This is a genomic window from Mesorhizobium sp. B2-5-7, assembly GCF_006440875.1.
Taxonomy (GTDB): domain Bacteria; phylum Pseudomonadota; class Alphaproteobacteria; order Rhizobiales; family Rhizobiaceae; genus Mesorhizobium; species Mesorhizobium australicum.
This window is the reverse complement of sequence record NZ_VFUO01000003.1, coordinates 757829-772045: the sequence shown is the minus strand read 5'-3', so window position 1 is coordinate 772045 and position 14217 is coordinate 757829. Positions and strand designations below refer to the sequence as shown.

The 14217-nt window shown below is 64.9% G+C and carries 2 protein-coding genes; both read right to left on the bottom strand.

The window, feature by feature from the left end; translation table 11 throughout:
- Positions 1 to 9 precede the first annotated feature (9 nt).
- Positions 10 to 510: a tail fiber protein gene (locus FJ543_RS17635; RefSeq protein ID WP_140876143.1), complete on the bottom strand. Its 501-nt coding sequence runs from the start codon at positions 508 to 510 to the stop codon at positions 10 to 12.
- Positions 511 to 728: 218 nt separating this feature from the next.
- Positions 729 to 14159 (bottom strand): hypothetical protein, encoded by a 13431-nt coding sequence (locus tag FJ543_RS17630; RefSeq protein WP_181173992.1) that lies wholly within the window; start codon positions 14157 to 14159, stop codon positions 729 to 731.
- Between the last annotated feature and the right edge of the window lie 58 nt (positions 14160 to 14217).

Sequence of the window (14217 nt, the reverse complement as noted above, 5' to 3'; positions counted from 1 at the left end):
TGCGCTCCCTCAATTCTGAGACGGAAAAATGCCCTGCAAGGCGATGCAGAAACTCAACGTCAGGAAAGGCTGCATGTTGAGGTGCGCCTGACTGCCGCCGGCACTGGTAACGGTCTGCGCCGTAAGCGGCGTCAAAGCGGCTGCCGACCCATAGAGCGATGCAGCCGGGGCAAGATAGGCGTTGGTCGGCACGGGCTGCGGGCTGGCGGTTGCCAACGTGCCCTGTGCCAGGTGAACATGCGTTGGCAGTTCGGCAATTGAAAGAGTGTGATTTTGTTCGCCGGCACGCTCGCCAAGTGTATGGCCGCTGCCAACATGAATTGGGGTACGCCCCCGATAATCGGGCAGTGCGAAATTCACACGCCCGTCGCCACCAAAAGTTGTTCCGAGCAAGGAAAACAGGGCTTGATTTTGGTTAATAGGTAAGAGCTGGCCATCGCACAGCGCCCAACCTTTTGGCGCAAATCCGAAAGACATGATCCTGATTTCGGCAAGAAACGGTTCCGCCATAATCTCCCCCTCGCCTTGTCAGGTAACCTTACGTCAACTTACTGGAAATTCAACCGCTTTTTTGACTCAAAAAAATAATTCACGAAAACAGCCTGTACTTTCTATCTACGCATCGTTAGCGCACATGGAAAGATTCTATTCGGCGTGCGTATTAACTATACATGACGGTATATGATTTTCCTCAGACTCCAAAGCTCCATCTGCTCGCGCAGGCTCCGTTACGGACCAGACTGCCAGGTTGCCGACCCTGAGCCATGGCTGGTGACGACATGCGAGTCCTCCCCACCCGAGGTGCTGAGGATGTTGTTGTTGCCAACCCAGGTCGAGACGGCCGCATCATCGGTGGGGCTGCCAGCATAACCATTCAGGTACGTCGTCGCGCTGAACCGCATACGCATGCGTACTTCTTGCGAGTAGGCACCGGCTTGACCGGCGCTGGTCGCAAAATCGTTCTGCAGAGCGCCCGCGCCACCCAGCGTCAGATGAACGATCGAATGATCGCCGCCAGCCTCGCCGGAACTGGTCGTGCCATTGTTCAGTTCGAACGCCGCGTTCGGGAAGCCGCCAAACGCGTCCTTGACCGAGTTGCCGGTGACGGTCGCGAAGATGATGCCGTCCCCGCCTGACGTGTTGTCGCCGTTCTGGATATAGATGCCATCGGTCGCCATCTTGGTGATGGTGTTGTTGGTGATTGCGGTTGCGTGGGTCCCACCCCCGGCGGTGATTATGGCGATGCCGTTCGCGCCACCACTGGTCGCATTGCCGATGATGGTGTTGTTGTTGATGAAGCCGCTGTACGAGCCCGCGGCGGTGCTGCTCGCCATGCTGACATTGATGCCCGAGCCCACCATGCCGTTGATATTATTATCATGGATATTGTATGTCAGCGCCGGATGATTGCCCGTGCCGCCGCTGGTAATGAAAATGCCCGCGGCACCCGAGATCTGCGATGCAGCACCCGTGATCGTGTTGTTGGCGATAACCACGTCGCCCTTTGCGGCGCCGACATTCGAGGTGTCGACGCCCATCGTGTATTGCATGTTGACCGAGCGCGAACCGGTGAACGTCGAATTCTGAACTGTCATGTTCAGTGTCGCGGTACCGAGCGCGACCGCGTTGATCTGCTCGTTGCCGAAGCTGGCGCTATTGGCGCCGAAGGCAACGTTATCGACTGTCAGCCGGTTCAGAACTCCGCTGGAATTCTGCACATGCAGATTGTCTTCCCAGGCGCCACTGATCGAGCTGTTTTGGATGGTGGCGCTGCCAAGCAGTTGCTGCAGCCACACCGAACCCTCGTTGACGACGTCGTTGTTGCCGTTCACGCCGTTAATCGTGGTGTGGTCGATGATCAGGCCGGTGACACCGCTGCCAAGAACGGCGTAGTTCGTAAAGTCGTTGAGCTGCATGCCGTTCAGCTGGACGTCGCTGGTGTTGCGCAGGAAAATGCCGACGCCATCTGTACCGGTGATGACGGCGCTGCCATCCGTGCCTTGCGAGTTGATGTCGCCGCCGGTCTTGCCGGATATGACACCACCGCCCGTCGCGCCAATGTTCGACCCACTGCCAGTCACGTGCAGACCGCCGCTCGAGCCGGTGTTGTCGAGAACAATGCCGGCGCTGGCTCCGCCGCTCGAGCTGATTTTCTGGAATGTGAGATCGTTCACACCGATCGTCGTGTTGACGATGTTGAGCGCCGTGCCGGTCGTGGATGTAATCGTGTTGCCAGAACCCGTCACCGTCACCGTGCCGCCGGTGGTTGCTGCCGGACCCGCGCCGGTGGCGTCGAAGCCGGTGCCGCTGGTGGTGCTGATGACCAGCCCACCATTGCTGAAGTCGATGATCGCGCCGGCATTGTCGGTCAGGCTGACGCCGGCCGCGCTGCCCGACGTGATCGACTTGGAGGTGCCCGAGAAGGTGATGGTGCCGGCGGCGTTGTCGTCCAGCAGGATGCCGGTCTGGCCGGCGACATTGTGTGTGATGGTGCCCGACAGGGTGATGTTGCCGGCGCCGGCGGCGCGATCCTGGATGTTGACCGCCTGGCCGGTTCCGCTGGTGATGGTGCCGGCATAGCTGAAGGCCACCGTGCCGCCGCTGTTGGCGCCGCCGGCACCGTCGCCGATGCGGATCGCCGCGAGGTTGCCGCCGACCAGGGCGCCGGTGCCGAGATTGATGGCTCCGGGGCCGGCGACGGTGTCCAGTATCACGGCGCTGCCGCCGCCGCCGCTCGCGTTCGTGGAGGCGAAGCTCATGCCGCCCGCGCCGATGGCGACGGAGTCCAGATTGACCGCGGCGCCGCTGCCGGCCGAAATCGTATTGCCGGAGCCGGTGACGCTGACCGTGCCGCCGCCGGTGGCATTGAAGCCCTGGCCACTCGACGTGGTGATCGCCAGCCCGCCGCCGGTGAAGTTGATGGTCGCGCCAGAATTGGCGGTCAGAATGACTGCGGCGTTGGCGCCGGTCGAGAGCGTCTTCGACGCGCCATCGAAATTGATCGAGCCGCCGGCATTACTGAGGGCGACGATGCCCAAGCCGCCATCGTTGCGGGCGATGGAGCTGGCGGAGTCGAAATTGACCGAGCCGCCGGCCATGCCGCGGATGTTGGCGACATTGCCACCAGGGTTGGTGATGTCGACATTGTTGAGGTTGACGGTCGCGCTCACGTCGTCGTTGGCCGGCGTGCCCTGATCGCCATCGACGACGAAGGCCGTATTGGTGGCGCCCGCGGCGGTCTGGATCGCGACATTGTTGAAAGTGTAGGTGCCGGTCGCGTTGTTCGCCGCATCCCCAAGGATGGTGATGCCGGCCGTTCCGGTCAGGCTTGCATTGTTGACGGTGACGTTGCCAGCGGCGCCATCGATCAGGATGCCGGTGCCGGCGGTATCGTTGAGGCCGTTCGCCACGGCGGTGGTGAAGTTCACCGTGCCGCCAGTGGTGTTGGCGACCGCGATCAATTGCTGGCCGGCCATCACTTGTGCGATCGTGCCGGCATAGGTGATATTGGCCGAGCCGCCGCTGACGTTGAACGCCGTGCCCAAGGCACCGCTCAGCGTACCCGTGCCCAGGTTCACCGTGCCGGTGACGTTCGTCAGGCTGACATTGTTGGCGCCGCCGCCTGATGTGGTCGAGGTGAAATTGATGCCGGCGGCGATGCCGTTGAGGTTGATCGCCTGGGCGGCCGTCGTGCTGATCGATCCGGTGGCGACATTGACCGTGCCGTTACCGGTCGCGGTGAAGGCCGTGTTGCCACCGCCCGTCGTGATGGCGAGGTTGGCGAAGCTGACGGTTGAGGCCAGGCCGCCATTGTCGATCGAGACAGGGGTGCCGGTGTTGGCGGTGAGATTGACCGCGCCGGTGAAGCTGACTGTGTTTACGCCGGTTGCGCCGGAGATGGCGATGCCGCTGGCCCCGGTGCTCGTCCCGATCATGCCGGCAAAGCCGAAGCTGCCGCCGGTGCGGTTGGTGATGCGAATAGCGGTGCCGACGACGCTGGAGACCGAGCTCGTGCTGTCGAAGCTGATGGCCGCGTTGCCGCCGGCGACGGACAGGCCGCCGCCGCCCGACGTGACGACTTTGGTGGCGGTGACTGTTCCGGAGGCAGCACCAAATTTGATGGCGGTGCCGGCCGCGCCCGTGGAGAAGAGCGAAAGATTGGTCAGCGTCGTCGTGCCGGTGGCGCCGGCGCCGAAGTCGATATCGGTGGCGGTGACGTTCTTGATCGTCATGTTGCGGATCGTGGCGTTCGCCGTTGCGCCGCTGATGCCGATCGCGGCATTGGCGCCTGTGCCGTCGCTACCGTTGATGGTAAAGCCGTCGATGATGTTGCCGCCGCTGCCCAGCGTGATGATGCTGCTGCCATCCGCGCTTGTCAGCGCCGCCGCGCCGCCGGACGTCTGATCGACGATCGAGACGTTATTGCTGGCCAGCTGGATCGTCGACGGCACGGTCAGCGCCAGGTTGATGGCGCCGGCACCGAAGCCGCGCACCTGCTCGCCGGCCTGCAGCAGCAGCGTGTTGTCGCCTCCCGCCGCTGTGATGACGCCATTGTTGACGAGAACGAGGATGTCGTTTGGCCCGGCCTGGAACTCCGCTGCGGCCAACGTCATTAGATTGCTCTGGTCCTTGCCAAGGCCATCGCCGGTCGCGGTGGCGCCGACGAAATAGATCTTGCCGATACCGAAGCCGAGGCCGGGGCTCGCCTGGAAGTTCACGTCCTGGACATTGTAGGTGCCGGCAGCCGGCGCGCTGGAGGCGTCGATGCCGACATTGGCGCTGATGGTCGAGCTCTGGTCGGTCGATTCGCCGTCGCCATAGACAAAGGCAAGATTCGTCGCGCTGTTCAGGAATATGCCGGTATTGACGCCGGCGATGCTCGAACTGTTGCCCGCGATCACGGCGTCGCCGAGCCGCACCGTCGAGCCGCCGGTCGAGCCGCGCAGGTCGACGCCGATCGAGGAGCCCGCGCCCACGGCCGCATTGGTGACGCTGAAATCGTTGGCGGTGATCGCCGCGTTGATGATCGCGCCATTCAGGTCGAAGGCAGCGGCCGAGCCGCTGTTCAGGCCGATGCCCAGATCCGTGAAAGACAGGGCCGCGCCAAGCGTGCCGGACACATCGACGCCGCGCGAGGTTATGCCCTGCAGGTCGACCGCGCCAAGCGCGATGGCGCCGCCGGAGACGTTGTTCAGCGCGATGCCGGTAGCGGCGCCATTGGCCGAGACGCTGGAGAAATTCACGCCGCCAGCACCAACGGTCGTACCGCTGAGATCGAGTGCGGTTCCTGACCCGGTCGTGATCGTGTTGCCCGAGCCGGCGACACTGATCGTACCGCCCGTCGCGGCTATGCCGGCACCGCTCGTTGTGTCGATGTTGGCGAGGCCGGTGACGTTGAGCGTGCCGCTGGCCCAGCCGATGCCGCCGCCGGTCGTGTTGTTGACCGTTACCGCGTTGAAGTTGAACGTGCCGGTATTGGTATTGATGGCGCTGATGCCGGCGCCCGACGTGCCGGTGATGCTGGTAGCGCCGGTGACGGCGAAGGTGCCGGCAACACCGTCGAAGATGATGCCGCTGGCGCCGCCGGTGGCGGTGACGCTGCCGAGCGTCATGTGGACCGTCAGCGGGTCGAGATTGATGGCAGTGCCGTTCGTGGTGTCGACCGAGCCGCCCGAGCTGTTCAACGTGAAGGTCGTGCCACCCTTTTCGTTGACCAGCAGGCCCGTGCCGCCATTGTTGGCAATGCTGAAGGTGCCAAGATCGAGCGTGCCGCTGGTGTTGAGCAGGTTGAGGCCGTCGCCCTGCACGCGCGCACCAGTTGTGCCGACGGTGAGGGTGCCCGCGCTGACGGTGCCGCCGCCGCCCGTCGAGTCGAAAGTGGCACCGTTAAAAGCAATGCCGCCGCCGGTGCCGCCGATGACCGTATTGTTGGCGAACGACCGGATCGCGATCGTATTCTGAATGGCGCTGACGCTCTGGCCGAGGAAATTGGCGGCAAGCGCGGTCCCTGTCGACTGCAGCGTGTTGCCGTCGATCGAAAGCAGGAGCCTGTCGGCAGCCGGCGCGCCGCTGGTGGTAAAGTCGAGCGCCCTGCCGCCGGCGGCGATGTCGTTGTTCCTGAGGAAGAAGCTGGAGGCGGTCGCCACGCTGCCCGAGACGCCGGTGCCGCTGCCGGTGTTGCGGATGATCAGGTTCTCGATGCCGCCGGTGAGGACGCCGGTGCCGGTCGTCGCGAAATTGACCACCGAGGTGGCGGTGTTGCTCTGCAGGATCGGCCGCAGCGTATCGATGCCGCCCGGCGCCGAGATGATCGGCGAATTCTGCACCGTGGTGAAATGGAATGCCGCCGAGGCGCCGCTGCTGGTGTCGACACCGAGCTGCGAGACATCGACGGCCGCATCGCCGCTCTTGAAGGCTAGCAGCACCTGTCCGTCGTCGAGTTGGAACGAGGTGCCGCTCAGGTCGATCGTCTCCTGGCTGCCGGTGCCGTTCTTGTCGATCAGCACGATGACATTGGCCGTGGAATTCTGGGCGTTCGCATAGGTGCCTGGATTGAGCAGGCTGCCGTCGCCGAGAGCGCTGGCGTCGGCGGTGACATAGTAGACGCTGATCGCCGACAGGTTCGAAGTGTCGCCGGAGAAATTGACGTCGTTGAAATTGTAGTCGCCCGCTGTCGGCAAAGTGTCGGTGGCGTGAATGACCTGGCCGCCGGTGGTGGCGATCGAAGATTCGGCCGGACCTGCCCCGTCGCCGAAGACCAGCTTGGCGTTGGTGGCGCTGGAGAACTGGACGCCATAGCCGACATTCTCGATCTTCGAGGTCTGGCCGGCTGGGTTGTTGTTGGTCGTGTCGCCGAGCTGGATCGTGCCGGTGCCGGTCGTGCCGGCCATGTCGATGCCGATCGTGCCGGCGAAGCTGCCGCCGTCGACGTCGAAATCCCCAGCCGTGACGGTGCTGGTGCCGAGCGCGGCGCCGTTAAGATCGAGGCCGATCGCATTCGCCGCGCCGAGCCCGATGTTCAGGCTGGTGAAATTCAGCATCGAGCCGAGCGTGCCGGAGATATCGACGCCATGCGAGGTGATGCCCAGCAAATTCGCGGCGCCAAGGCTGACGGTGCCGCCGGAAACATTGTTCAGCGCGATGCCGGTCGCCGCCCCGTTGACCGAGACGCTGTCGAAAGTCACGCCATCCGGGCCGACCGTCGCGCCGTCCAGGTCGAGCGCGGTGCCGGTCGTCGTGGTGATGGTGTTGCCGGTGCCGCCGACGCTGACCGTGCCCGGGCCGGTGGTGCTGGCGGTGAAACCGGCGCCGCTCGAGGTGGTGATCTTGAGGTTGCCACCGGTGAAGGCGAGCGTGCCCGTGCCTTCGCCCTGGCCGATGCTGGGGGCCTTGACGATGGCGCCGTTGGCGCCGCTGCTGGTGTTGAAGATCTTCGACGTGCCGGAGAAGGTGGCCGTTCCCTCGGACGATCCGTCAAACAGTACGCCGATGCCCTTGCCGGTATGATTGATCGTGCTCGAAATGTTGTAGGCGCCGTTGGCGTTGCCGGTGAAGGTGAAGGCCGCCGTCCCCGCCGCCGCCGCGTCCGTGGTCGAAACGACCGAACCGCTCATGTTCAACTCGGTCCAGTCGCCGCCGGCGGCTTGCAGCACCGTGCCCGTATCGACCTTGATCGAACCGTTGTAGTTCAGCGTCGCATTAACAAGGTCGTTGCCGCCGGAGAGAGCTATGGCCGACCCGGTGGTGCTTGTCGTCGCGCCGATGCTGGCGACGCCGCCGTTGCCGCCGACATTGACGGTCCCGGTCTGGAGGACGGCAAACGCAATGCCGACCTCGCTGCCGTCGATGGTCAGGGTGGATCCGGCGACATTGGCGATGTTTATGGTGCCGACCTGGCCGCTGATCTCGAACCCTTCATGGCTGGTGTCGAGATCGTTCGTGCCGGTGAAATTGACCACGCCGGGGCCGGACAGGCCGGACAGCGAGGCGCCGATATAGCCGGTATCCTTCAGCCCGCCGATGTTGACATTGCCCGCCAGGTTCATGCCTGACAGGAACACGCCGGCGCCGCCGCCCAAGGCGCTCGTGGATACCGCCGAGATGCTGTCGAAGGTGACACCGCCGACGCCGGCATCGGCGCCGACCGCCAGGAGACCGTTGCCGCCGGAATTGATCTTGTTGCCGCTGCCGGTGACGGTGAAGGTCGAGGAGCCGAAGTCCCCGATGGCTATGAAGCCCGCGCCTGTTGTCGTCGTTATGTCGAGGCCGCCATTGGTGAAGTTGATGGCGGAGTTCGTGTTGGGGGTCGGCGTGCCCGAAGGCCAACCGCCGGGGAGGCCGAGATTGACACCATCGGCGGCGCCCGAGCTGATCTGCTTGGTCGTACCCGAGAAGGTGATGGTGATGGAATCGTTGCCGGCAACGAAAATGTTGCCGCCGGCCGCCGCATTGCTGTCGGTCAAATTGCCCGACAGCGCCACCGAGCCACCGGTCATGCTCTGGATCGAGACGGCGGCGCCGCTGCCGTTGGTGGCGATCGTGCCGCCATAGGAGATATCAGCAGTGCCGCCGCTGGCGGTCGCCGAGCCGACATTGAACGACGTGCCCGCACCGGTGTTGGTCAGCGTGCCGGTGCCGAAAGCGGCCGTGCCGGCCAGGTTCTGCAGGTCGATGCCGTTGCCGGCGCTGAACGTCGCGCTGGTGGACGTGAAATGAATGTCGGCCGTGACGTTGTCGAGCGCCGCCGCTTGCGCGCCCGTGGCATTGATCGTTCCTGTGTCGACCGTGATCGTGCCGCCGTCGATGGCGGTGAAGGCCGTCGCTCCATTGGTGGAAACGTCCAGATCGGCGAAGGTGATTCCCGCGCCGCTGTTGTTGGCCAGCGATACGCCATTGCCGCCGATGGTCGCCTTGTCGGTGAAATCGACAAGGCCGCCGGTGCGGTTGACGATCGAGACGCCGCCGCCGGTCAGCGTGCCGGCCGGCCCGCCATTGGGCAGGTTGCCGCGCGTGAGCGTGATGTTGCCGTCGCCGCCATTGGCGTCGAGCAGCGTCCCGGCGACGTTGATGTTGTTGTCGATGATCGAGACGTTGCTGGTGAGGCCGTCGACCTTGAACGCCGTCTGGCCAACGGCGACATTGCTGACCGTGACGCCCTGGATCGTGATGCCGCCGGTGTTGTCGAAGCCGGCCGCACTCTGGTCGATCAGGAAGACCGAGCCGCTGGCGCCAGTGAAGTCGAAGGCGGTGTTGCGCACCTGATTGCTGCCGAGCAGATGCATAGCGTCCGCGGTGCCGGTGACGACGCCCTCGTCGCCGGTAACGTTGCCGCCGGTGGCGCCGAGATTGCCCTGCACGTTCACCTGCTGGAAGGTGCCGGACACGGCGATGACGTTGCTGTTGCCGAAGCCGGTGATCGACTGGCCGGAATCGAGCGTGAACGGCGTTGCGCTGAGATCGACGGTGCCGACGAAGGCGAAGGTCTGCGTGCCGGTCATGAGATCGGCGTCGGCAAGCGAAATCGTGGTCACCGACTGGCTGAGGCCGTACGTGCCGACGGCGATGACGCCGCCCGACTGCGAGACCATCGTCACCGCGCCGACCGCCGAGGGCAGATTGGCGCTGCCGGTGAAGAACACGTCGTCGAAATCATAATTGCCGAGCGTCGGGTCGAGCCCGACCGTGTTGACGGTGTAGCCGCCGGGCGCGGCGCTGATCGAGGATTGCAGCCCGTCGGATGAAGTGCCGTCGCCGAAGGTGAAATTGGCGTTGGCCGAAGTCAGCGTGCTGAGGCCGGACGACAAATCGACGCCGATATGGACGTCGCTGATGCTTGAGCCGCGCATGAAGGTGATGGTCTTGTTGCCCGTCGTCGATGACAGGTCGATGCCGCGCGAGGTGGCCTCGCCGGTGCCGGTGATGGTGGTCACGCCGAAATCGGCCGTCGTCGACGAGCCGCTGAAGTCGATTGCCGTCTGGTTGGCGCCGGCGCCCATCGTCACACTGGTGGTGCCGAAGCTGACATCGGCGTTGATGCCGCCGAAGTTGATGCCGGCGGTGTTGGCCGCCGAGCCCAGCGTCACATTGGTGGTGCCGAAAGTCACCGAACCGGAATTGCCTGAAATGTCGATGCCATTGCCGGTTGCACCCGACACGGTGACCGCGCCGAAGGTGGCGCTGCCGGCGACATTGGAGACCGACAGGCCGTTGCCGACCGCGTTGGTGATCGAAATTGGGGACGTGGCGTTGAAGGTCGCGGCCGCGCCCAAGCCTGCGATGATCGCGCCACCGCCGCCGCTGGCGGTCAGCGCCGAGTCGGTGAAGCTGATCGTGCCACCCGTCGGCGCGGTGGTCGAGCCGATGGCGAACAGGTTGCCCGCGCCGGTTGAGGTGACCGGACCAGTGAAGGCGACCGAGCCGCCGGTGATGCCGTCGACCCTGACGGCCGTGCCGGGCGCTGTCGCCGAGCTGTTGATGGTCGCGCCGATCGTGATCGCCGCGCTGCCGCCGGAGACGACGACGCCATCGCCCGTGCCGGAATTGGTGATGGTGCCGCCAATGTCGATCGTGCCGGTGTTGTTGGTCAGGCTGACATCGGCGCCGGCGATATTCGTCGTTACGAGGTTGCTGACGCCGACGGTGGCGGCGCTGTTCTGAACCAGGAAGCCGGAGCCTCCACCCACCACGGTGTCGACCTTGGTCGTGCCCTGGAAGGTGTATCTGCCGCTGGCGACATTGTCGAGACTGATGGCGACGCCGCTGATGCGATACAGGTCGACGCCATCGAAGTTGACGTTGCCGCCGCTGGTGTTGGAAATGGCGATGCCGGTCGAAACGCCGCCGCCCGAGCCATCCACGGTGACGCTGGAGAAGTTCACTCCGGCCAGGCCGATCGTCATGCCGGCGATCTGGATGCCCTTCTCGTCCGGCCCCAGGCCGGTCGCCACGGTATTGCTTGCCCCGTACACCGTCAGATTGCCGCCATTGACGGCGCTGAAGGCAAAGCCGCCATCGGCTGTCAGATCGAGACCGCCGACGAAAGCAATCGCGCCGCCGGCATTGCCGGTCAGGTCGATGGCGTTGGCCGCGCCGGTGCTGGCGGTGATCTTGCCGGCGAACCTGGCGAAGCCGCCGTTCATGGCGTTGATCTTGACCGCGCTCGCGGCAGCGGTCTGGTTGATCGTGCCGTTATAGATGAGATTCGGCGTCGAGGAATCGATGTTGAACGCCACGCCCGTCGTGCCGGCGATCGAGCTCGCCGCGTCAAAGGTCAGGGTCCCGGTGGTGCCGCCGGTGATGCTGACGCCCGCGCCGGCGCTGGCGATATCGAAATTGGTGAACGTGCCGGTGCCGCCGAAATTGTCGAGCGACAGGCCCGTGGCAACGCCGCCGACCGACACACCCTGGACCGTCAGACCGGCAATGCCCGTCCCACCAATAGCCGCGCCGCTGCCGCCCGAAATGTTGAAATCCAGCAGCGAGTTGCCGTTGCCCAGCGTGACGACGTCGCCGGCGCCCGAATTGGTCAGCGTCGCCGCCCCGGTGCCGGGATCCGAAACGACCTGGTCGTGCTGGATGTTGGTCCCGGTGACGTTGATCGGCACGCCGCCGAGCGAGAAGGAGCGGCCATTGCCGAAGGACGCCAGCGTCTGGTCGTCGCTGAGCGAGAAGCCGCCCGACGCATTGATCGGCGTGTTGCCGACGTCGTTGACCAGCACGAAGATCGCGTTGGCGTCGGTAATGCCGTCGGCGGTGCCGATCGACGCCAGGTTCGCAAGCGAGGAGCCGTCGCCAGAGCCCGAGGCTGCCGCGCCGACGAAGATCACGTTCTGGACGTCGAACAGCTGCAGGCCGCTGAACGTCGTCGAGCCGAAGGCATAGAGGCCGAGCGTCTGGTTCAGCCCACGCGCGTCGAGCGAGGCGGTGACGCCCGCGATCGAGCCGCCGCCGAAGCTGAATTGGGCATTGGCCGAGTGGGCCAGCGAGCCGGCGATGCCCAGCCGCACGCCCGTGCCGACGCCCGAAATGGTGCCGCCATTGGTGATGATGATCGAAGCGCCGCCGGTGGTGTCGGCGAGATCGATGCCGATCGAGCCGGCGCCCGATCCGCTGATGTTGGCCGACAATGCCGTGAAGGTCGTCTGGCTGCCGGAGAAGTCGAGGCCGGCATGGCCGAGACCGAGCCCCGAGATGACGATGTTGCCGGCCACAACCGCCGCGTTGACGCCGCTGAACGACATGCCGTCGCCGCCCGGCGCCGTGATGTTGATGTCGCCGAAGCGGATCGTTGCCGGCGAATCGGAAATGGCGATCGCCGGTCCCGTCGTGTTGGAGATCGTGGTGGCGCCGTTGACCGTGAAGCTGCCCGAGACATGGTCGAGCACGACGCCTGATGTGCCGCCGGTCTGCGAGATTGAATCCAGCACCACATGCGCGGTGATCGGGTCGATGAAGATGCCGACGCCGTCGTCGCCCAGGGCCTTGTTGCCCGACACCTGGCCGCCGGTGGTGGTGAAGCTGCCGCCGACGGCGGTGCCCTTCACCGTTATGCCGGCATCCTGGTTGTCCTGTGCGTTGAGGATGGCGAAGCTGTAGGTGCCCTTGCCCGTAATATCGAGGCCGTCGTCCTGGTTGCCCGACAGCAGCGTCGTGCCGGTGAAATTGTAGGTGCCGTCGCCTTCGATATGCAGGCCGTCGAGGCCGTTGCCGGTGGCGGTGAAATTGGACGCGCTGACATTGGTCGAATTGCCGGTGAACTCGGCGCCATTGCCGCCGGTGCCCGTTACCGTGACGTTGGTCAGCGTCGTGCTGGTGGCGTTGTTGCCGAAAATGCCGTCGGCGCCGCCGGTGATGGTGATGCCGTTCAGCGTGTTGCCATTGCCCAGCGTGATGACGGGGTTGGTGACGTTGGTGCCCTGGATCGTGCCGTCGCTGCCGCCGAGGTTGAAGGTGGCCGTGCCGCCGCCGAAAAGCTTTGCGGTGACGCTTTCGCCGCCGCCGATGACCGTCTGGCCCGTGGCCAGCGTCACGCCGCCAGTCGTCAGATTGCCATTGCCGCCGAGCGCCACGACGAAGCCGCCGTTGCCGGCCTTGGTGACGGCATCGTCCAATGTCGTCGGGTCGGCCTGCGTGCCGGCGCCGGCCAGGCCGCCATCGGCGAAATAGAACTTTCCGAACGCGGCATTGGTGGCGGCGTTGATGGCGACGCGGGTCGTCGTGCCGCCGGTCTTGTCCTGGCTCTGGATGCGGACGCCGATATCGCCGCGCACCCGCTCGTTGACGCGCTTGCGCAGGCCTTCGCTGACCGGATAGACCGGATCCGCCCCGATGGCCGCGGTGCTGTCCGAGCCGCCGCCGGGATTGAACGGGATATTCAGCCGCACGCTGCCGGCGAACTGGGTGTCGTCGCGATTGTCGTTGCGCACCTCGCCGGTGAAGGTCAGCGACGTTCCGGTGCCAAAGACATCGCCGATCTCATATTCGATGCCAGCCTTGGCGCCGGTGACGCTGCCGTCATCACCGTGCGGATCCTCGAAATGGTAGCCGCCAATGTCCAGCCGCAGCGAATGCCTGTCGGGCAGGTCGAACGGCACCTTCGCCCCAACCTCGCCCTCGATGCCCCAGGCCGCGTAGTCGCGATGGTCGAGCACCGAGATCTGCTCGATCAGCTGGTTGGAGACCATCGACAGGGTCGAGCTGGTCGAGTGGTCGGTCGAGTCGCCCTTGATCGGCACGAAGACGTTCACATGCGCGTCGAAATTCGGCGTGATCGCCTCGACGCCCAGCGTGCCCCCGGTGAACTGGGTGCCGCCGTAACTCTCGGCATTGAAATAGGCATAGCCGCCGAGCATCAGGTCCGGGTTGACGATGCGGCGGATGCCGAGGCCGATATCCTGGCCGAAGGCGTCCTTGAAATCGTGCTTGGCCCGCACATCCAGGAACAGCACCGATTCGGCGGTCTGCTTGATCGGGATGAAGCCTTCGAGCGCGGCGTTGCCGCCATTGTTGTCGGCGCCGATGATGGCCCGGACCTGGGGCTGCCAGAGCCCGGCATCGTCGCCATAGGCGGCCACGCCCGAGAGCGCCAGCGCCAGCGACGTAAGCGCCGTCGTCTTCCAGAGCTGCCTTGCAATGCTCGAACGGCGATAACCGGCGCGCATGAGGAACCCCTCCCCACGCGCCGCCATCTCACCAACTTGCCGAGACTTCTCGGTAGTT